The organism is Streptomyces sp. NPDC051567, assembly GCF_044454165.1.
Taxonomy (GTDB): Bacteria; Actinomycetota; Actinomycetes; order Streptomycetales; family Streptomycetaceae; genus Streptomyces.
Genome location: NZ_JBITDK010000003.1, coordinates 137,630 through 158,281 on the forward strand (window position 1 = coordinate 137,630; position 20,652 = coordinate 158,281).

Sequence of the window (20,652 nt, forward strand, 5' to 3'; positions counted from 1 at the left end):
TCCCGGCCGGGACGGCGCCCGCCCCGCTCCCCGCCACGCCCCCGCCGCGTCGCTCACCACGGCTCGCCCTCCTGCGGCCGGGCGCCGGAGCGGCTCGCGGCGAGGGCCCGCAGCTTCAGCCCCACCAGCGGGAAGACCAGCACGGAGACCATCCCGGCCCCCACCAGGGCCGCCGCCTCCCCCGGCTCCACCACCTTGTCCTGCACCCCCAGCGTGGTGATCGCGACCACCAGCGGCAGCGCCGTGGAGCCGAAGAGCACCAGCGCCGAGCGGTCCCGGCGGCCCAGGTCGCGCGGGGCCAGCAGCCAGATCGGCAGCCCGCGCACCACCAGGAAGAGCGCCAGGAACACCGGCAGCAGCACCAGCGCCCGGCCGCCCCCGAGCAGGGCCTTCAGGTCGAACTCGATCCCGGTGACCACGAAGAACACCGGCACCAGGAAGCCGAACCCGACCGCCTCCACCTTCGACAGCACCACCTCGCTGTGCTGCGGCGCGGACCCGTGCAGCATCAGCCGGGTGATCACTCCGGCCGCGAAGGCGCCGAGCAGCACGTCGAGGCCGAGCGCCTCGGCCAGGCCCAGCATCGCCACGAGCAGCAGCATCACCAGCCGCAGCGCGAACTGTCCGCTGGTGTCCAGGGACCGGGCGATGACCCGCGAGAACCAGGGCGGCTTGGGCCGCGTCGCCCAGAGCACCGCCAGGGCCGTCAGGACGCCGAAGGCCACCAGCAGCGCCGCCGAGAGCACCGGGGCCCGGCCGCTCAGCAGCAGCGCCATGGCGATGATCGGCCCGAACTCGCCGACCGCGCCCATCGCCATCATCACGGTGCCGAACCGGCTCTGGAGGTCCCCGGCGTCCCTCAGCACCGGCAGGATCGTGCCGAGGGCGGTGCTGGTGAGCGCGGTGCCGATGTAGACGCCCTTGTCGAAGCCGCCGCCCTGGGCGAGCAGGGTGCCGATGCCCAGGCCGAGCGCGAGGGCGATCACCCAGGCCCAGAGCGAGCGCTTGAGGGTGTCGCCCCGGATCTGGTCGAACTGGATCTCGTAGCCTGCCAGGAAGATCAGCATGGCCAGCCCGAGGTCGCTCAGGACGTCGACCACCTGGTCGGGGTGGGCCCAGCCGAGCACGTCCGGGCCGATCACGATCCCGAGCAGGATCTCGAAGATCACCAGAGGGACGGGAAGCTTGCGCGAGACGGCATAGGCGAGCAGGGGCGCGAGCACCGCGACAGCCATGATCAGGATCAGTGTCGTCCCTGAGTGCGTCATATCTGTCATTTACATACGGTTCATAGGAATCGTCCACCGCAAAGTTCGGTGCGGGAAAGGACCTACGGCACTCGCGTCAATACCCCCTAGGGGTATAATCTCCAGGTAGGGGGAGAACGGCGGACCGATCCGCCCGCCTCCCGGTCCTTCCGGGCGCACGCTCCCGGGGACACCGACACCGGTGCCGCCACCGGCACCCCCCGACAAGGAGAACGACATGGCCGCCGAGACGGAAACCCCGCAGTCGACCGGTTCCTGCTGCTCCAGCACCGGCTCCTGCCACGACGACGCGGCCGGGACCCAGGCCGGCGCCGTCACCACCGTCTACCAGGTCACCGGCATGACCTGCGGGCACTGCGAGGGCGCGGTGACCGCCGAGCTGTCCGCCCTGCCGGGGGTCGAATCGGTCAAGGCCGTCGCCTCGACCGGCGAGGTCACCGTGGTCTCCGCCGCCCCGCTCGCCGAGCAGGACGTGCGCGCCGCCGTGGACGAGGCCGGATACGCGCTGGCGGACCCCGCCTAGCAGGGGCCCCCGCACCGCTCGGCAGCACCCCGCCGGGCCGTACCGGCCGGCTCATACCGCTCCCGTACGGCCCGGCCCTCCCCCTGGAGCCGGACATGAGCAGCAGCAACAGCACCGTCCACGGCGGCCCGGAGGCGACCGCCCCGACGGGCCCGACGACCCCGGCGGCGGCCTCCGAGGTCGAGCTGGCCATCGGTGGGATGACCTGCGCCTCCTGCGCGGCCCGCATCGAGAAGAAGCTGAACCGGATGGACGGCGTCAGCGCGACGGTGAACTACGCCACCGAGAAGGCGAAGGTCTCGTACGCGGGTGACGTGCGGGTCGCCGACCTGATCGCGACCGTCGTCAAGACCGGGTACACCGCCGAGGAGCCCCCGCCGCCACGGCCGGCCCCCGGCGCCCCGGGAAACGGGTCCGAAGCCGGGTCCGGGTCCGGGTCCGGGGATGGGGCCGGGGCCGGGGCCGTCGTACGTGATCCCGAGCTGGCCGCGCTGCGCCAGCGGCTGCTGGTCTCCGCCGTCCTGGCCTTCCCCGTCGTCCTGCTCGCGATGGTCCCGGCCCTCCAGTTCGACAACTGGCAGTGGCTCTCGCTCACCCTCGCCGCGCCCGTCGTCGTCTGGGGCGGCCTGCCCTTCCACAAGGCCGCCTGGACCAACGCCCGGCACGGCGCCGCCACCATGGACACCCTGGTCTCGGTCGGCACCCTGGCCGCCTTCGCCTGGTCCCTGTGGGCCCTGTTCTTCGGCCACGCGGGCATGCCCGGCATGCGCCACGGCTTCGACTTCGGCCCCGGAGCGGTAGCGACTCATGTCACCGCGCGCACGGACGGCTCCTCCTCGATCTACCTGGAGGTGGCGGCCGGGGTCGTCACGTTCATCCTGCTCGGCCGCTATCTGGAGGCCCGCTCGAAGCGGAAGGCGGGCGCGGCCCTCAAGGCCCTGCTGGAGCTGGGCGCCAAGGACGTCTTCGTCCTGCGCGGCGGCAGCGAGGTCCGCGTCCCGGTCGGGGCGCTCGTGGTCGGCGACCGGTTCGTCGTCCGCCCCGGCGAGAAGATCGCCACCGACGGCACCGTCGTCGAGGGTTCCTCCGCCGTGGACGCCTCCATGCTCACCGGCGAGTCCGTCCCCGTCGAGGTCGCCCCCGGCGACTTTGTCACCGGCGCCACCGTCAACGCCTCCGGCCGCCTGGTCGTCGAGGCCACCCGGATCGGCGCCGACACCCAGCTGGCCCGGATGGCCAAGATGGTGGAGGAGGCCCAGAACGGCAAGGCACAGGTGCAGCGCCTCGCCGACCGGATCTCCGGCATCTTCGTCCCGGTCGTCCTGGTGATCGCGATCGGCACCTGGATCACCTGGATGCTGGTCACCGGCAACCCGACCGCCGCCTTCTCCGCCGCCGTGGCCGTCCTGATCATCGCCTGCCCCTGCGCCCTGGGCCTGGCCACGCCGACCGCGCTCATGGTCGGCACCGGCCGGGGCGCGCAGCTCGGCATCCTGATCAAGGGGCCCGAGGTGCTGGAGTCCACCCGTCGCGTGGACACCGTCGTCCTGGACAAGACCGGGACCGTCACCACCGGCAGGATGACCCTGGCCGGGGTGCACCCCGGCCAGGGTGTCACCGAGCGGGAGCTGCTGCGCCTGGCCGGCGCCGTGGAGCACGCCTCGGAGCACCCGATCGCGCGGGCCGTGGCCGCCGGGGCCGCCGAGCGCGCGGGCTCCCTGCCGGTCCCCGGGGACTTCGAGAACCTGGCGGGCCTGGGCGTGCGGGGCACGGTCGACGGGCACCGCGTGCTGGTGGGCCGGGAGCGGCTGCTGGCCGACGCCTCGATCACCCTGCCCGCCGCGCTGGCGGAGGCGAAGGCCGCCGCCGAGGCGGCGGGCTCCACCGCCGTCCTGGTGGCCTGGGACGGCGAGGCCCGCGGGGTGCTGACCGTGGCCGACGCGGTCAAGGAGACCAGCGCCGAGGCCGTCACCCGGCTGCGGGCCCTCGGTCTCACCCCGGTCCTGCTGACCGGCGACAACCGGGCCGTGGCCGAGACGGTGGCCCGCGAGGTGGGCATCGACGAGGTCATCGCGGAGGTCATGCCGCAGGACAAGGTCGACGTCGTCAAGAGGCTCCAGGCCGAGGGCCGTACGGTCGCCATGGTGGGCGACGGCGTCAACGACGCCGCCGCGCTCGCCCAGGCCGACCTGGGCCTGGCCATGGGCACCGGCACCGACGCCGCCATCGAAGCGGGCGACCTGACCCTGGTCCGGGGCGACCTGCTGGTCGCGGCGGACGCGATCCGGCTCTCGCGCCGGACCCTGGGCACCATCAAGGGCAACCTGTTCTGGGCGTTCGGCTACAACGTGGCGGCCCTGCCGCTGGCCGCGGCCGGGCTGCTCAACCCGATGATCGCGGGGGCCGCGATGGCCTTCTCCTCGGTCTTCGTGGTGACCAACAGCCTGCGGCTGCGGACCTTCCGCTGACCCCGTGACGGAGGGGGCCCGCCGGGCCCCCTTCCTCCCGGTGCACACGATTCCTTCACGGGAGACGCAGATCACAGGGAGGTCGGCGTAACCAACCGGGGTCGTCACAGGTCTAATGGAGCGATGCCACTCGACGTCCTGGGGGACGTCCTGCGGAGGTCTTGGGGGACGTCCGTCGGCATCGGCCGGCCGGGACGCGTGCCCGCAGGGAAGCCTTGAGCGGCCCGCCCGACCCGTACGGGTCCCGGCACACACCGACGCCCCGGCTCGGGTCCCGTGGGGGGAATCCGTACCGGGGAAAAGGGGAACGCCCCGACCGTCGACCCGTGGGGGGATCGACGGCGGGGCGTTCTTCGTACCCCGGCCCGGCCGCCTTCCACCGGCCCCGCGGGCCCTCCTCAGGCCCTCCGCCGCCCTTCCCTGGACGTTGTCCGTACGCCACGCCGTACGGGCGCCCGTACGGCGTGGAGCGCCCGCGCGCGGGGTGTCCGTACGGGGTACGCGGGGAGCTGTACGCGGCTTCGCGCGCGCGGGGGACGCGAAAGCGCCCGTACGCGGTGCGTACGGGCGCTCGTGCGGGCGGGGGCTCGGGTCAGCGGGCCTCGACCGGGACGAAGTCGCGCAGGACCTCGCCGGTGTAGATCTGGCGCGGGCGGCCGATGCGGGAACCCGGCTCCTTGATCATCTCGTGCCACTGGGCGATCCAGCCGGGGAGCCGGCCGATCGCGAAGAGCACGGTGAACATCTCGGTCGGGAACCCCATGGCCCGGTAGATCAGACCGGTGTAGAAGTCCACGTTCGGGTAGAGGTTGCGCGAGACGAAGTACTCGTCGGCCAGCGCGTGCTCCTCCAGCTTGAGCGCGATGTCGAGGAGCTCGTCGCTCTTGCCGAGCGCCGAGAGGACATCGTGCGCCGCCGCCTTGATGATCTTCGCCCGGGGGTCGAAGCTCTTGTAGACGCGGTGCCCGAAGCCCATCAGGCGGACGCCGTCCTCCTTGTTCTTCACCTTGCGGATGAAGGCGTCGACGTCACCGCCGTCGTTCTTGATGCCTTCGAGCATCTCCAGCACCGACTGGTTGGCGCCGCCGTGCAGCGGACCCCACAGGGCCGAGATGCCGGCGGAGATCGAGGCGAACATGTTCGCCTGCGAGGAACCGACCAGACGCACGGTGGAGGTCGAACAGTTCTGCTCGTGGTCCGCGTGCAGGATCAGCAGCTTGTCGAGCGCCGAGACCACGACCGGGTCCAGGTCGTACTCCTGGGCCGGCACGGAGAACGTCATGCGCAGGAAGTTCTCGACGTAGCCGAGGTCGTTGCGCGGGTAGACCACCGGGTGGCCGACCGACTTCTTGTACGCGTAGGCCGCGATGGTCGGCAGCTTGGCCAGCAGCCGGATCGTCGAGAGGTGGCGCTGTGTGTCGTCGAACGGGTTGTGGCTGTCCTGGTAGAACGTCGACAGCGCGCTGACCACGGAGGACAGCATCGCCATCGGGTGCGCGTCGCGCGGGAAGCCGTCGTAGAAGCGCTTCACGTCCTCGTGCAGCAACGTGTGCTGGGTGATCTCGTTGCGGAACGACGCGAGCTGGTCGACGGTCGGCAGCTCACCGTTGATCAGCAGGTAGGCGACCTCGATGAAGGTCGAACGCTCGGCCAGCTGCTCGATCGGGTAACCCCGGTAGCGCAGGATGCCCTGCTCGCCGTCGAGGTAGGTAATGGCGGACTTATAGGCGGCCGTGTTCCCGTAGCCACTGTCCAGAGTGACCAGCCCGGTCTGGGCCCGCAGCTTCGAGATGTCGAAGCCCTGGTCACCGACGGTGCTCTCGACCACCGGATAGGTGTATTCACCGTCCGCGTACCGCAGTACTACAGAGTTGTCGCTCACGTCATCCCTCACCGACGTAGTGCCTCTTCTTCGAGGTGCCCTGACTTCCTCTACCTTCCCCCATTTGGCGCAGGAGAGTGCACTCGGGGTCGGCCTTTGGCGTCTTTGGCGGCACTGAGTGCCGCCAACCTGCACATCCTGCCCCCTCGGGCCCGGTTGCGGAAACCCTAGGTGATGTTTCCCACCGGTATCCGGCCGGACAGCCTCGCCGCCACGGCCGTGTACCTCCTGCCAGCGGAAACCGTACGCACCGCCTGCCCGAGGGCCTTGCGGGACCCCACGAGGACGACCAGCTTCTTGGCCCGGGTCACCGCCGTGTAGAGGAGGTTGCGCTGGAGCATCATCCAGGCACTCGTAGTGACCGGGATCACCACCGCCGGGTACTCGCTGCCCTGCGAACGGTGGATGGTGACGGCGTACGCGTGGGCCAGTTCGTCGAGTTCGCCGAACTCGTAGCCGATCTCCTCGTCCTCCTCCGTGCGGACCGTCAGGCGCTGTTCGTCCACGTCGAGTCCGGTGACCACGCCGACCGTGCCGTTGAAGACGCCATTGGCGCCCTTCTCGTAGTTGTTACGGATCTGCGTCACTTTGTCCCCCACCCGGAAGACCCGGCCGCCGAACCGCTTCTCGGGCAGTCCGGGCCGCGCCGGGGTGATCGCCTGCTGGAGCAGGCCGTTGAGGTTCCCGGCTCCGGCCGGGCCGCGGTGCATGGGGGCGAGCACCTGGATGTCCCGGCGCGGGTCGAGCCCGAACCTGGCCGGAATCCGGTGGGCCGCGACATCCACGGCGAGCCGGCCGGCCTCCTCGGTGTCCTCCTCGGGGAAGAGGAAGAAGTCCGGCAGCCCGTCGGTGAGCGGCGGCAGACCGGTGTTGATCCGGTGGGCGTTGGTGACCACGCCCGACTGCTGGGCCTGCCGGAAGATCCTGGTCAGCCGCACCGCGGGCACCGGCCCGCCCTCGGCCAGCAGGTCCCGCAGCACCTCCCCGGCGCCGACGGACGGCAGTTGGTCCACATCCCCGACCAGCAGCAGGTGCGCCCCCGGGGCCACGGCCTTGACCAGCTTGTTCGCGAGCAGCAGGTCCAGCATCGACGCCTCGTCCACCACCACCAGGTCCGCGTCCAGCGGGCGTTCGCGGTCGTACGCCGCGTCCCCGCCGGGCTTGAGCTCCAGCAGCCGGTGCACGGTGGACGCCTCGGCCCCGGTCAGCTCGGAGAGCCGCTTCGCCGCCCGGCCGGTGGGGGCGGCGAGGACCACCTTGGCCTTCTTGGCACGGGCCAGCTCCACGATCGACCGTACGGTGAAGGACTTCCCGCAGCCCGGCCCGCCCGTGAGGACGGCGACCCGGCGGGTGAGCGCCAGCCGGACCGCGTCCCGCTGCTCCGGGGCGAGGGCGGCCCCCGTCCGCCCCGCCAGCCAGCCCAGGGCCTTCTCCCAGTCCACGTCCTGGAAGCCCGGCATCCGGTCGTCCTCGGCGTTCAGGAGCCGGCGGACCTGCCCCACCAGGGAGAGTTCGGCCCGGTGGAAGGGGACCAGGTACACGGCGGTGAGGGGGTCCGGCCCGCCCTGCGGGTCCGGCACCCGCTCCCGGACGACCCCTTCCGGATCGGCGGCCAGCTCGGCCAGACAGTCGATGACCAGCCCGGTGTCCACCTGGAGCAGCTTGACCCCGTCGGCGATGAGCCGGTCCTCGGGCAGGAAGCAGTGGCCCTGATCGGTGGACTGGGACAGGGCGTACTGGAGACCGGCCTTGACCCGCTCGGGACTGTCGTGCGGGATGCCGACGGCCTGCGCGATCCGGTCGGCGGTCAGGAAACCGATGCCCCAGACGTCGGCGGCGAGCCGGTACGGCTGGTTCTTCACCACCGAGATCGAGGCATCGCCGTACTTCTTGTAGATGCGGACCGCGATGGAGGTGGAGACGCCGACGCCCTGGAGGAAGACCATGACCTCCTTGATCGCCTTCTGCTCCTCCCAGGCCGCGCCGATCAGCTTGGTCCGCTTGGGGCCCAGGCCCGGCACCTCGATCAGCCGTTTCGGCTCGTCCTCGATCACATCGAGCGTGTCGGTGCCGAAGTGCTCCACGATCCGCTCGGCGATCTTCGGGCCGATGCCCTTGATCAGGCCGGAGCCCAGGTAGCGCCGGATGCCCTGGATGGTGGCGGGCAGCAGGGTCGAGTAGTTCTCCACCGTGAACTGGCGGCCGTACTGGGGGTGGGAGCCCCAGCGCCCCTCCATCCGCAGCGACTCGCCGGGCTGCGCGCCGAGCAGCGAGCCGACGACGGTCAGCAGGTCCGCGGCGCCGTGGCCGGTGTCGACCCGGGCGACCGTGTACCCGCTCTCCTCGTTGGCGTAGGTGATGCGTTCCAGCACACCCTCGACCACCGCCAGTTGCACCGGCGCGTTGGTTGTCATGGCACGACGCTACCTCCCACCACCGACAGCCCGCCGGGCCTGTGGACGACCGGAGGTACGGGGAGGGGCGCACGTCTGCGAGTGCGAGCCGTCTCCCGGCTTTCACACGCCGGGCCGGGGGGAGCACACCCCCGCGGGCGTCCTTCTAGGATGCCGAGGGACACGTGCCCGCACGTACCCGCACGTACCGGAAGGAACCGGATGACCGAGTCGGCGCATCACCTGACCATGTATATGACGGGCGGGCCGGTACAGGTACCCGCCACGATCCGCGGTGTTCGCGAGGCGCTTCCCGAAGGGTTGCGTGACCGGTTCGCCGCGGAGATCGACGACGCGCCGGCCGGCGAGCTCCAGTACACCCTGGCCCGGTGGGCAATGAACATCCCCACCGAGCACGACGCCGACGAAGAGGCCCTGCTCGAACGCGTCCGGTCCGGCGACTTCTCCGATGTCACCTTCGCCGAGGACCTCGGTGACGACGAGTACCGGAGCCTCGGATGAGCTACCGCCTCGCGTACAGCGACGTGGCACAGGCCGGCCGGAACGCGCTCTCGGCCGCAGACCGCAAGACGTTCGACGCCAAGGTCGCCGCCATCGCCCGCGACCCGTACGGCTGCGGTTCCAGTGCGGTCCTGGGCAGCCGGGACCGGCGGGACGCCCCGATCGGCAGCATCGCGATCGTCCGCTACGAGGTGAGCCCCAGCGTGGTCACGGTCACCGTCGTCCGCGTCTCCGGCTTCTGAATCAGTACTTCGTCAGGCCGGTTCGATGGGACGGAGCTTCTTCGCGTCGAGGTGTCCGCGCCACCGACAGCCCGCCGGGCCTGTGGACGACCGGTGGGCCGGGGCGCGCCGGGGCCCGGTCGAGGTGCCGGTGGACCGGTCGCGCCGTAGCGTTTCAGGCATGAGCGAATCATCGTTCCAGGACGAGGTGATCCAGGAACTCGGCGACGAGAAGCTGACCGAGATCGCCGGGCTGCTCGGCACCGACACCGCGGGCGCGCGTTCCACCGTCACCGAGACGGTCGGGGCCATGGCCGGTGGCCTCCGGGAGCGGGCCGCCGCCGGGGGCGAGGACGGGGCGGAGGTCCGCCGGGCCGTCGCGGAGGCGGCCGAACCGCCGCTGCGCGGGGTGTCCTCGTTCGGCGGCCTCGGCGGGATGCTCGGCGGCGGGCTGATGGCCGGGGTGCTCGCCAAGGCGAGCGGGCCCGTGGCGCGGGCCGTCGCGAAGAGGACCGGCCTCCCCGCGCCCGCCGTCGGCCGGGTCGTCGAGATGCTGATCCCGGTGGTGCTGGCCGTCTTCGCCAAGCGCGCCGCCACGGGCAAGGGCGCCGCCCCGGCCCCCGGCGCGGCCCCGGCCCCCGGCGCGGCCCCGGCGCCGGGCGGCGGCCTCGGCGACCTGCTGGGCCAGATCCTGGGCGGCGGGAAGAAGTAGCCCCCGACGGGCGTGCCCGGGGCGGCCGGGCCGTTCAGATCGCCGCGCGGTAGAAGAAGGTCTTGCGGTGCCCGATCCTGCCGTCGTGGACGAGGTAGGTGTCGGCGAAGCCCTCGTCCAGGGGCGTGCCGGCGCGGTCGGCTCCCCGGAACCGCCCCCAGCAGGCGACCGCGCCCGGCCCGCTGGTGACGTGGCCGACCTCGTGGGCGCCGGAGGTGATGACGCGCTCGTGCTCGTAGAAGTGGCGGATGCGGTCCAGGCCCTCCAGCGCGGGGTAGCCCGGACGCTCGTACACGGCGTCCGGGGCGAAGACCTCTCCGAGGAGGTCCCACCTGCGGGAGTCGATCACCTGGAACAGTCGGGCGACCAGTGCGGCGGCCTCGGTCACCGGGACGAGCGGCGAAGTGGTCACGGCCGTGCTCCTTCATGTTCATGGGTAGGGGACTTGACGGGTACGGGTACGGGGCCGCGGGGGCCGGGTGGGTCAGGGGCCGTCGGTGAGGGCCTTCTCCCAGGCCGTGGCCAGCCGGGCCACGCCCTCGCGCCGCTGCTCCTCGTCCAGGGAGGCGAAGGAGAGCCGCAGCACCCGCGAGCCGTCCTCCTCGATGCAGAAGGGCGTGCCCGGCACGATGGCCACCCCCTCCGCCAGCGCGTGCGCGTACAGCGCGTCGGAGCCCACCCGGGGGTCGGTCAGGCGGCACCAGAAGAACAGCCCGCCGCGCGGCCTCTCGAAGTCCAGCCACGGCAGCCGTTCCCGCAGCAGCGCCTCCATGGACCGGGCCCGCTCCCCGTACAGCGCGCGCAGCCCCGCCAGGTGGGCGGGGAGGAACTCCGGGTCCCCCAGCAGGTCGGCGAGGAGGTACTGGCCGAAGGTGTTGGTCTGGAGGTCGGCGCACTGCTTGGCGGCGACCAGTTCGCCGATCAGCGCGGCCGGGGCGACCAGACCGGCCACCCGCAGCCCCGGGCAGACCGTCTTGGACAGGCTCATCAGCCGGACCACCCGGCCGCTGTGCACATCGGTGGAGGGCAGCCGGCCGCCCTCGAACGCCAGGTCGCCGTACGGGTCGTCCTCGACCACCAGGAAGCCGTACCGCTCGGCGAGCGCGGCCAGGTGGCGGCGGCGCTCCACGGGGAGCACGGCCGCGGTGGGGTTGTGGAAGTGGGGGACGACGTAGACGAGCTTGGGCCGGGCCCCGGCGGCCAGGCGCTGTTCCAGGACGTCGGTGCGCATGCCGTCCCGGTCACCGGGCACCGGCAGCAGCCGGGCGCCCGCGCGCCGGAACACCTGGACGGCGCCGAGGTAGCTCGGGTCGTCCAGGGCCACCTCGTCGCCCTCGTCGATCAGTGTCCGGGCGACCAGGTCCAGGCCCTGCTGGCTGCCCGCGGTGACCATCACCCGGCCGGGTGAGGCCGGGGCCCCGGTCTCCGTGGCCCGCGCCGCGACCACCTCGCGCATCGCGGCGGTGCCGGGGGTCGGGGCGTACTGGAGGGCGGAGACGGCGGAGCCGGCGAACAGCCGCCCGGTGGCCTCGGCGAGCCGGGCCACCGGGAAGCTGTCGGGCGCCGGGATGCCGCCCGCCATCGACAGCACGCCGGGGGCCGTGGCGGCGGCCAGAATCCGGCTGACCGCGTCGGAGCGGTCCCAGCCGGTCCGGCGGGCGAGCAGGTCCTCGACGCGGACGCCGCCACCACCGGGGGTGGCGGTGGTGGCGGGGGCGTGCGCGTCCGGCGCGGGGGTCACTTCGCCTCCTGGGGGGACGGGGTGCCGATCTGGGCCGGGAACTCCCTCAGCCGCCACACCGGCGACTTCAGGACCACCAGGACCGCGGAGAGGAAGGCCACGGCCGTGACGGCGAGCGTCTCCCGGAGCCCGATGAGGTCGCCGAGCCAGCCGCCCAGCAGGGCGCCGAGCGGCAGGGTGCCCCAGGAGACGAAGCGGTACCCGGCGTTCATCCGGCCCAGCAGCTGGTCCGGGGTCATCGACTGGCGCAGGCTGATGATGTGGATGTTGGCGATCGTGCCACCCGCGCCGATCAGCGCGAACGTCGCCACGAACAGGACGAGCGACAGCATGCCGTCGTTCGCCGGGGCCGCCGGGATGACCGCGGGGGCCAGGCAGCACAGCAGCAGCGCCGTCAGGATGGCCGGGCCGAGCCCGATCGACCGCTTGAGCCACTGCGCGGCGAACGAGCCGGCCAGCGAACCGACCGCGCCGGTGCCCAGCAGCAGGCCGATGGTGCCCGGCGAGAAGCCCAGCGTCCGGGCCGCGTACAGCACGAAGACGGTCTGCAACGACATCCAGCACAGGTTGTACAGCCCGGACTGCAGGGCGCAGGCCCGCAGGTGGGGGCTGTCCCAGATGATCCGGATGCCCTGGACGACGCTCTCCTTGATCCCGGCCCGCTCCCGCTGGGGCGCCGGCGCGGGTTCGGGGCGCCGGACCGCGAGCAGCGTGACCACCGACACCAGGTACGAGACGGCGTTGATCAGCAGGGCGTAGGGGGCGGTGACCCAGCCGATCAGCAGGCCGGCCAGGCCGGGGCCGCCGATCTGGGCCAGCGAACTGGTGCCCTGGAGCTTGCTGTTGCCCTCCACCAGGTGCTGCTTGCCGACCAGGGTCGGCAGGTAGGACTGGTAGGAGACGTCGAAGACCACGGTGAGGACGCCGATGAGCAGGGCGGCGACGTACACGTACTCGATGCGCAGCAGGTCGAGCACGGCCAGCAGGGGCACGGCGCCGACCAGCAGCGCGCGCCCCACGTTGGCCATGATCATCAGGGGCCTGCGCCGCACCCGGTCGACCCAGACCCCGACCAGGAGCGTGACCACCAGGAACGGGGCGTAGGAAGCCGCGTTGACGAAACCCACCTGGGAGGAGCTGGCGTCGAGGGCCAGCACCGCGGTGAGCGGCAGGGCCAGGGTCGTGACCTGGGCGCCGACCTGGGAGATCGCCTCCCCGGACCAGAACTTGAGGAACTCGGCGTCACGCCAGAGCGTGGCGGCCCCGCCCCCGGCCACGGGGCCGGGGGGCGCCTCGTCGACGGCGCCCCCCGCCCCGTTCCCGGTCTCGGTCACGTGGCGTCCACGGCCTCGTCGGCGGGCTCCGCGACGTGGAAGGCACAGCCGATCTGGGCGCCGCGCAGCATGCTGACGATGCCGACGGCCGGGTCGGTGACCCCGCGGGCGAGGGTGCCCGCGTAGCGTCCGTCGACCATCAGCGTCCCGTAGGCGACGGCCATGTCCTCACAGGTCTCGCCGTCCTCGGAGAGGAACCGCTCGGTGGTCGGCAGCAGGCGGTGCTGGAGGACGTACGGGCCGCCGAGGGCCTCGTTCAGCTTCTGCACCCACTCCTTCTGGTCGGTGGTCCAGCCGGGGGTCACCCCGACCCCGCCGTACAGGAGCGTGGGCTTGAGGACCAGGTGGTCCTTGTTGGCGATGGCGTACGGCATCAGGTCGATCTTCTCGCCGCCGAAGGTGACCTTCTCGTCGCGGACGAAGCGGGTCCACGGCAGGATGCGGTCGATCAGCTCGCGCTCCTCGGGGGTGAACACCGCGCGGTTGCGCTCGTCGCTGAGCATGGCGAGGCTGCCCTTGTTGCCGTACAGCTCGCAGTCCAGCGGCGCGAACAGCTCGACGGTGCCCGCCTCGACGGCGTCGAGCAGCGGGTTGACCAGGTCGTAGGTGCGGGGCTCGTCCGGCATCTCGCCGGGCAGGAACATCCGGTAGACCACGTCGACCTCGCGGCCCTCGTGGTGGACCCGGCCGTCCTCGTAGGTGAAGTCGCCCAGGTGGCAGACGACGGGCTCGAAGCCGAGCTGTTCGAAGGCCGGGACGACGAACTCCATCCAGCACTTGGACTTCTCGAAGCCCTCGGGCCAGTCGGTGATGGCCAGCAGGGGCCGCTCGACGCCCGCCAGGGACGGGGCCTGGCGGCGCAGGACCTCGGTGATGCGGGCGAGGGGGTCGGGATAGACGAGGTCCTCGGCCGCGGCGAACGCCGCGAACTCCTCGTCCTGGACCAGCGCGCGGGCGAACTCGCCCATCTGCCAGCCGCCCAGCGAGGAGCCGGTGTTGAGCTCCATGACGCGGAAGCCGCCGGTCTCGCGGTAGAGGTCGGCGCGGGAGAGCGGGGCGAGCTCGTCCGCGGAGCCGCGCAGCACCAGGTCGGTCTGGGTGGGGGTCATGCCGACGGCGCGGGCGAAGGCGCGCAGGTCGCCGCCGAAGAGCCGGGCGGGCACCGACTTCAGCAGCTCGAACAGGCCGCCCAGGTCGTGTTCCAGGCCGGCGATGTCGTCGGCGCTGAGGAAGACGGGGCGGTTGAGGCCCTGGCCGCCGCCCGCGCCGTAGCGGAACCACTCCACGTCGCGGACTCCGGAGACCGTCATCCGCCGGGAGGTGCGCTCGTGGTCGAAGAAGCGGCGGGTGACGGCGTTCTCCACGCGGGCGCCCAGCCGGTGCGCGGCCACGCCGGACACCTCGGTGCGCGAGAGTCCCTCGGCGCGGTCCAGGGTGCGGCGGGTGTCGGCGGGGGTGTCGCCGACCGCGATGAGCGCGGCGGAGCGCGGGGTGAGGCCGCGGGGCGGGAGCAGCAGTTCCTCGCCGGGCTCGACCAGGGCGACGGCCTCGGCCAGTCCCTCGACCTGCCCGGGTCCGGGCAGCACGACCCGGTCGACGGCTCCGTCGTAGGCCGGGTACAGGAAGCGGATTTCGGCGTTCCGGTCGTGGGTGGGGGTGATGTCGGGGGTCTCCCCGAAGGCGATCCGGGCGGCGGCCAGGGCCAGGTCCACACCGGTGGCCAGGTGGTTCAGGTGCGGGATGAGGTCGCCGCCGAGGCGGCCGTTCAGCTCGATCAGCCGGGGGCCGTCGGCCGAGATCCGCAGCTCGGTGTGGGTGACGCCGTAGTCGACGCCGACCGCGCGGTGCGCGTCCCGGACCAGCTCGGTGACCGCGTCCGCCCAGGGCTCGTGGCGCCACTGGGTGACGAGGTGGCCGACCTCCTCGAAGTACGGGTGGGCGCCCAGGCGCTTGCGGGCCACGCAGACGGGGGTGGCCACGCCGTCCACGACGGTGCTGTCCACGCTGAGCTCGGGGCCCTCGATGAACTCCTCGATCAGTACGGTGTCCGTGGTCCCGGCGCCCCGCAGGCGGCTGCCGGAGGCGAGCCGGAAGGCCCGGCGCAGGCCGTCCACGTCGCGGGCCATCATCACGCCGAAGCTGCCGCCGAGGGTGCGGGGCTTGACGACGACGGGGAAGCCGATGGACTCGGCCGCGGCGACGGCCTCGTCCTCGGTGGCGGCACGCACGTGCCGGACGGCGGCCATGCCGGCGGCCTCCAGGGCCTGGCGGGTGGCGTACTTGTCGCGGCAGATCCGGGCGGCGGCCGGGTCCATGGCCCGCATGCCGAGGCGGTGGGCGACGGAGGAGACGGCCGCGAGGGACCATTCGTCCCAGGTGACGATCGCCGCGTGGGCGACCTCGCCCAGCAGGTCGGCGACCGGGGCGTGCAGCTTGGCCGCGTCGGTGGTGTCGGCGATCCGGTGGGTCTCCACGTAGCGGGCCTGCCAGGAGGGCGCCTCCGGCGCGACCAGCGTCACCTCGTAGTGCTGGGCGAGCGAGGCGAGCGCGTACTCCCGGTACTGGCGTATCCGGCTGCCGACGAGGATGAGTCGCTGGCGTTCAGAGGTCATGACGACCACGGTGGAATCCTTTCCGATGCGGGGCGCGGAGCCTGGCCCCGGTAAGACAGGTGAAGCGGAGGGGGCGCGCCGCGGGCTGGTCCGCGGCGCGTCGTGGTTCAGGGCCGCGGGCCGGCCGGGCCCCGCGGTACGGGCCGGTCCCCGGCCGGGACGCAGGTGAGCCGGAAGGCGTCCGCCGCCCCGGCTATGGCGGCCTCGACCTCCCGGGTGGAGGGGCCGCGGAAGCGGAAGCGGGTGCCCACGTGCTCGTAGCCGCTGATCGCGGGGGCGACGCTGCCGACCGGGGTGTGCAGGACGGCGTACGGCTGCCGCCCGGGGGCGGGTTCCCGGACCCAGCCGGCGGCCTCCACCAGGCAGGGGGCGGGCACCGGCAGCGGGAGCAGCAGGTAGCCGCCGACCTCGCCGGTCTTGAGGGCGGGCAGGACGGGGGTGCGGCCGAGCTGGATGTCCACGGCGGCGGCCATCAGGTCGACGCCGTGGACATCGCGCCAGGTGAAGGGGATCTCCCCGCCGCCCACCCGGGCCCCGCACTCCAGGAAGACCAGGGCGGGGCCGCCGCCGGGCGCCGGGGTGACGAACGCCTCCAGGTGGAAGACCCACGGCTGGTCGCCGCCGAGGGCCGCGCCGACGGCCGCGGCGAACGCGCCCGTCGCGTCGAGGAGGGCGGGGTCGTCCTCCTCGACCGAGCCGAGCCAGTTGCCCCGGGTGAAGTCGGCGCAGGTGCCGCCCACGTAGCGGGAGACGGTCCAGTTGCCGAGCGAGCCGCCCTCCCACAGGCCGTCGATGTGCAGGATCTCCCCCTCCACGAACGCCTGGACGAGGTGCGGTTCGGCGGCGAGGGCGGCGCCCAGGCCGGTGAGGGTGTCCAGTTCGGCGGCGGAGCGCACCAGGACCACGCCACGGCTGGCGGTGCCCCGGTGCGGCTTGACGACCAGGGGCCAGCCGTGGGCGGCGGCGAACTCCCGTACGGCGTCCGGGTCGGGCGCGGGCGCGAAGGCGGGCACCGGGAGCCCGGCGGCCCGCGCGGTGCGGCACATCAGCAGCTTGTCGCGGAAGACGGCGAGCCCGGCGGAGGTCTGGCCCGGGATCGCGAACTCCTCGCGGATCAGCGCGGCGGTGTCCAGGTCGCCCTCGTTGAGGGCGACCAGCCGCCGCGGGGCGCCGAACCGGGCGACGAGGGCGGCGACGGCCCCGCGGACGGCGGGCAGGTCGTCGGTGAGGCCGACGGTGACGACCTCGGCGGCGGCCCGCGGCAGTGAGGCCCGGCCGAGTTCGGTGCTCACGTAGGTGACGCGGTGGGCCTCGTGGTCCAGGTAGTCGGCGTAGCGGGCGTGGGTGTCCCGCCAGCGGTGCAGGACGATCAGGTGGGGGCGGCCGTCACCGCTCATGCGGGGTCACCGCCTTCCGCCGCTCCGTCCACAACCCCGTCCGCCACGTCGCCCGCCGCCACGCCCGCCTCGTCCGTCTCGTCCGCGAGCCAGGCCAGCGCGGCCGTGGCCATGGTCCGGACCCCGACGGAGAGCGCGGGGCCCGCGACGGGGGCGAAGGTGGACGAATGGTTCTGCGGCAGGTCGTCCAGGCGTCCGGCCGCGAACGCCTCGCCGAACGCCTGCGGGTCGAGGCCGCCGTAGAACCAGTACACCGAGGGCACCTGGGCGGCGGTGGCGAGGATGCCGAAGTCCTCACTGGCGGTGGTGGGGCCCATGGTCATGACGGCGCCGTCCCCGAAGTGGCCGCGGTGCGCCCGGGCCACCTTCTCGGCGCTCTCCCGGTCGTTGACGGTCATCGGCAGGTGGTAGACGGAGGTGATCTCGGGGTCGGCGGTCGCGCCCGCCGCCGCCGACTCGGCGCGGGCCAGCCGCTCGATCGCGGCGATGACCTTCTCGCGGACCGGCGCGGAGCTGGTGCGGACGTTGATGCCCAGCTCGGCGGTGTCCGGTATGACCGCGGCGGTGGTTCCGGCGTGCAGCGTGCCGACGGTGACCACCACCGGCTCCTGCGCGGAGATCTCCCGGGAGACCACCGTCTGGAGCCGCAGCACCAGGGAGGCGGCCATCACCACGGGGTCGACCGCGGCCTCGGGCTTCGAGCCGTGGCCGCCGCGGCCGAAGAGCCGGACGGTGAGGGAGTCGGTGGCGCCCATCACCGTCCCCGGGAGGGTGGCGATGAGCCCGACCGGTCCCGGGCCGACGTGGGAGCCCAGGATCACTCCGGGGCGCGGGAACCGCTCGAAGAGACCGTCCTCGACCATCTCGCGGGCGCCGTACCCGCTCTCCTCGCCCGGCTGGAACACGGCGACGACGGTGCCCCGCCAGGACCGCGTGTTCCTGGCGAACAGCGCGCAGGCGCCGATCAGGGCGGCCACGTGCAGGTCGTGTCCGCAGGCATGCATCACCGGGACCTCGGTGCCCGAGTCGTCGGTGGCGGTCTCCGTGCTGGCGTACGGCAGTCCGGTGGCCTCCTTGACGGGCAGCGCGTCCATGTCGGCGCGCACCATCACCACCGGCCCGTCGCCGTTGCGCAGCACCCCGACCACTCCGGTGCGGCCGACCCCGGTGGTGATCTCCCAGCCGCCCTGCCCGGCGAGGCGGTCGGCGACGAGCGCGGCGGTCCGCTTCTCCTGGAAGGCGAGTTCGGGATGGGCGTGCAGGTCGCGGTAGTCCGCCTCCAGGGCGGGCAGCAGCGATTCGAGTCCTTCGAGCAGTGCGGTCATGGCGTCCTTCTCAGGCATGGGGTTCTCCGGGCAGGGGGTGTTCGCGTACGCCCCATGAGGCGGCCAGTGCCGCGGCGGCGGTGATCGCGGGCCACCACGGCACCCAGTCGTTGTGTCCCGCCGACCGCAGCAGTTCCGCGAGCATCGGGAAGGTGCCCCCGAACAGGCTGATCGCGACGGCCGTGGGCAGACCCACGGCGACCGCGCGCACCGCGGGCGGGAACAACTGTCCCGCAAAGACGTTACTCACCGCCAGGGGCAGTCCGAGCAGGAACAGCAGTACTGCGGGCACCAGTTGGACCGGAACGCGGCCCGAGGACATGGCCAGGACCAGCGGCACCGTGCCGAGGGCCAGGCCCGCGAATCCGACGCGCAGGACGGGCAGCGCACCGAACCGGTCCGCGACCCGGCCGCCGCCCAGCATCGCGAGGAGCAGCGCCACCATGCCCAGCAGCAGGGCGGCGGAACTCTCCTCCTTGGTGGCGGCGCCGGTGCCCTCGGCGTACGAGGGGAAGTCGACGGTCACGAAGTAGAAGGCGGTGGTGGCGCCGGAGGTGATGGCGAACACCACGGTCAGCCGCCTGAGATGGGCCCGCAGCACCGGCCAGGGGCTCGGGGCCTTCGCCCGTTTCGCGCCCGCCGGTCCCGTCCCTCCCGTCCCTCCCGGCTTCCCGGGCGCGCCGTCGGGGCCGGGCGCGGGGTCGGCTCCCGGGGCGGCGGCGGTGAAGACGGCGCTCTCCTGGGCGCCGCGCCGTATCCACAGGGCGGTGAGCCCGAGCAGCGCGCCGAAGAGGAAGCCGTAGCGCCAGGCGCCGTTCTCGATGCCGCTCTCGCCGAACACGCCGAGCAGGACGCTCAGGACGATGAAGGACAGGGCGCTGCCGAGGACCACTCCGCCGTAGGAGACGGCGCTGTAGAAGTAGCGGTGGCGGCCCGGGGCGGTCTCGGTGACGTAGGCGGCCACGCTCGGGTTCTCCGCCCCCACCGACAGGCCCTGCACCAGCCGGGCGGCGACCACCAGCAGGGGTGCGGCGAGCCCGATGGAGGCGTAGCCGGGCACGACGGCCAGGAGCAGCGAGCCGACGGCGATCAGGCTCACGGTGAGGGTGAGTCCGTAGCGCCGGCCGCGGGTGTCGGTGAGCCGGCCGATCAGTACGCTGCCCAGCGGCCGGACCAGGAAGCCCAGGGCGAAGCCGAGGTAGGCGGCGAGGAGCTTGGCGGTGGGTGAGGAGCCGGGGAAGAGCTGTTCGGCGAAGTACGGGGCGAGGATGCCGTAGATGGTCCAGTCGTAGGCTTCCACGACCGAGCCGACCGTGGCCGCGGCGAGTTCCCTGCGGGGCCGCCGGGCGGGGGCGGCCGGGGCGGGCGCCGTCCCGGCCGCCGTCCGGTCCGCCGGGGCGGTGTCGTGGTCAGTGCTGGTCATCGGTGACTCCGTAGACCCTGATCGAGGGCGTGTCCCGGCCGGGGAACGGCACGGCGTGCAGCCGGACCCCGGTCGCGGGGAGCGCCTCCAGCCCGGTGAGGCCGGTGACGGCGGGCAGGCCGGCGGCGGCGAGCGCCTCGGCGGCCGGTCCGGTGTGCTCCAGGCTGTCGGTCGCGACGAGGGCCGCGCCCTGCTCGGCGAGCAGGGCCACGGCGTCCTCGGTGAGGTACGGGCCCCCGGCGCGGCCGGTCTGGACGAGGACGGCGTGCCCGGTGAGCGTGAAGGGCGCCAGCGCGAGCCGGTCCGCGACCGGGTGCGCGGAGCCGAGGAGGCGGACGAGGACCACGGGCAGGTCCACGAGGGCGGCCAGCTCCGGCACCACCCCACCCGCATCTCCCGCACCGCCCGTACCGGCCGCATCTCCCGCATCTCCCGTACCGGCCGGGCCCGTCGGCCAGCCGGCCCGGGTGGCCGGGCCGGTCAGCTCCGCGGTACGGCGGCCCGCCGCGGCGGCGGCGGTGTTCCGGGACCCCTTGTGGGGCTCCTGGAGCAGCTCCTTGCGGGTGATCCTCGTACTGCCGACCATCAGCAGCCCGAGGTGACGGACCAGCAGCTCGCCCAGGGCCCCGTCCGTGATGTCGTCACCGGGGATGTCCAGGCGGAACCCCTGGGTCTGCAAGGCGCCGCCGTTGCTGAAGACGACCTCCGCGTCGAAGTCGACCCGCCACTGCCCGCCGCCGGTTCCCGTGCTCATGTTCCTCGTCCTCGTCTTCTGTCTTCGTCCCGTGTGCCGGGGTGCGCGGGTCAGCCGACCCGTGGACCCCGGCTCCA

General features: G+C 73.2%; 16 protein-coding genes. 5 read left to right on the top strand and 11 right to left on the bottom strand.

Annotation, left to right across the window (positions count from 1 at the left end; all coding sequences use genetic code 11):
- Positions 1 to 53: 53 nt before the first annotated feature.
- Positions 54 to 1,268, bottom strand: a complete 1,215-nt coding sequence (locus tag ACIA5F_RS04760) for a cation:proton antiporter (protein ID WP_399349581.1) — start codon at positions 1,266 to 1,268, stop codon at positions 54 to 56.
- 217 nt (positions 1,269 to 1,485) lie between these two features.
- Here ACIA5F_RS04760 and ACIA5F_RS04765 point away from each other — a divergent pair, with 217 nt between their 5' ends.
- Both ACIA5F_RS04765 and ACIA5F_RS04770 read left to right on the top strand, forming a co-directional pair.
- The gene (locus ACIA5F_RS04765; protein WP_399349127.1) at positions 1,486 to 1,791 is read left to right on the top strand and encodes a heavy-metal-associated domain-containing protein; all 306 of its coding nucleotides are present in this window, start codon (positions 1,486 to 1,488) and stop codon (positions 1,789 to 1,791) included.
- Positions 1,792 to 1,886: 95 nt separating this feature from the next.
- The gene (locus ACIA5F_RS04770) at positions 1,887 to 4,259 is read left to right on the top strand and encodes a heavy metal translocating P-type ATPase (RefSeq protein ID WP_399349129.1); all 2,373 of its coding nucleotides are present in this window, start codon (positions 1,887 to 1,889) and stop codon (positions 4,257 to 4,259) included.
- Positions 4,260 to 4,851: 592 nt separating this feature from the next.
- Here ACIA5F_RS04770 and ACIA5F_RS04775 read toward each other — a convergent pair.
- Both ACIA5F_RS04775 and ACIA5F_RS04780 read right to left on the bottom strand, forming a co-directional pair.
- Positions 4,852 to 6,141 (bottom strand): citrate synthase, encoded by a 1,290-nt coding sequence (locus ACIA5F_RS04775; RefSeq protein ID WP_399349131.1) that lies wholly within the window; start codon positions 6,139 to 6,141, stop codon positions 4,852 to 4,854.
- A gap of 167 nt (positions 6,142 to 6,308) precedes the next feature.
- The gene (locus ACIA5F_RS04780) at positions 6,309 to 8,555 is read right to left on the bottom strand and encodes an ATP-dependent RecD-like DNA helicase (RefSeq protein WP_399349133.1); all 2,247 of its coding nucleotides are present in this window, start codon (positions 8,553 to 8,555) and stop codon (positions 6,309 to 6,311) included.
- Between the two features lie 201 nt (positions 8,556 to 8,756).
- Between ACIA5F_RS04780 and ACIA5F_RS04785 the strand changes: the two genes are divergently transcribed.
- The 3 genes from ACIA5F_RS04785 (at position 8,757) to ACIA5F_RS04795 (ending at position 9,989) form a co-directional block, all read left to right on the top strand.
- A complete protein-coding gene (locus ACIA5F_RS04785; RefSeq protein ID WP_399349135.1) occupies positions 8,757 to 9,056 on the top strand; it encodes a hypothetical protein in 300 nt (99 codons plus the stop codon).
- A complete protein-coding gene (locus ACIA5F_RS04790; RefSeq protein WP_399349137.1) occupies positions 9,053 to 9,298 on the top strand; it encodes a hypothetical protein in 246 nt (81 codons plus the stop codon). The genes ACIA5F_RS04785 and ACIA5F_RS04790 overlap by 4 nt, the downstream gene beginning before the upstream one ends.
- Positions 9,299 to 9,458: 160 nt before the next feature.
- Positions 9,459 to 9,989 carry a DUF937 domain-containing protein gene (locus tag ACIA5F_RS04795; RefSeq protein WP_399349139.1) on the top strand — a complete coding sequence of 177 codons (531 nt, stop codon included), beginning with the start codon at positions 9,459 to 9,461 and terminating at the stop codon, positions 9,987 to 9,989.
- A gap of 34 nt (positions 9,990 to 10,023) precedes the next feature.
- Here ACIA5F_RS04795 and ACIA5F_RS04800 read toward each other — a convergent pair whose 3' ends face one another.
- The 8 genes from ACIA5F_RS04800 to ACIA5F_RS04835 form a co-directional block, all read right to left on the bottom strand.
- Positions 10,024 to 10,401: a nuclear transport factor 2 family protein gene (locus ACIA5F_RS04800; RefSeq protein ID WP_399349141.1), complete on the bottom strand. Its 378-nt coding sequence runs from the start codon at positions 10,399 to 10,401 to the stop codon at positions 10,024 to 10,026.
- Positions 10,402 to 10,473: 72 nt separating this feature from the next.
- The gene (locus ACIA5F_RS04805; protein WP_399349143.1) at positions 10,474 to 11,730 is read right to left on the bottom strand and encodes a PLP-dependent aminotransferase family protein; all 1,257 of its coding nucleotides are present in this window, start codon (positions 11,728 to 11,730) and stop codon (positions 10,474 to 10,476) included.
- On the bottom strand, positions 11,727 to 13,064 hold the full coding sequence (locus ACIA5F_RS04810) for an MFS transporter (protein WP_399349145.1): 1,338 nt from the start codon (positions 13,062 to 13,064) through the stop codon (positions 11,727 to 11,729). The genes ACIA5F_RS04805 and ACIA5F_RS04810 overlap by 4 nt, the downstream gene beginning before the upstream one ends.
- On the bottom strand, positions 13,061 to 15,676 hold the full coding sequence (locus ACIA5F_RS04815) for an ATP-grasp domain-containing protein (RefSeq protein ID WP_399349147.1): 2,616 nt from the start codon (positions 15,674 to 15,676) through the stop codon (positions 13,061 to 13,063). The genes ACIA5F_RS04810 and ACIA5F_RS04815 overlap by 4 nt, the downstream gene beginning before the upstream one ends.
- Positions 15,677 to 15,783: 107 nt before the next feature.
- Positions 15,784 to 17,073: an acetyl-CoA carboxylase biotin carboxylase subunit family protein gene (locus ACIA5F_RS04820; protein ID WP_399349149.1), complete on the bottom strand. Its 1,290-nt coding sequence runs from the start codon at positions 17,071 to 17,073 to the stop codon at positions 15,784 to 15,786.
- Entirely contained in the window at positions 17,070 to 18,416 is a 1,347-nt protein-coding gene (locus tag ACIA5F_RS04825; protein WP_399349151.1) for an amidohydrolase, read from the bottom strand. Before ACIA5F_RS04825 ends, ACIA5F_RS04820 begins: the two co-directional genes overlap by 4 nt.
- Positions 18,409 to 19,821 carry an MFS transporter gene (locus tag ACIA5F_RS04830; protein ID WP_399349153.1) on the bottom strand — a complete coding sequence of 471 codons (1,413 nt, stop codon included), beginning with the start codon at positions 19,819 to 19,821 and terminating at the stop codon, positions 18,409 to 18,411. The genes ACIA5F_RS04825 and ACIA5F_RS04830 overlap by 8 nt, the downstream gene beginning before the upstream one ends.
- Positions 19,808 to 20,575, bottom strand: coding sequence for a cyclase family protein (locus ACIA5F_RS04835; protein WP_399349155.1), 768 nt, complete (start codon positions 20,573 to 20,575; stop codon positions 19,808 to 19,810). Before ACIA5F_RS04835 ends, ACIA5F_RS04830 begins: the two co-directional genes overlap by 14 nt.
- Positions 20,576 to 20,652 lie beyond the last annotated feature (77 nt).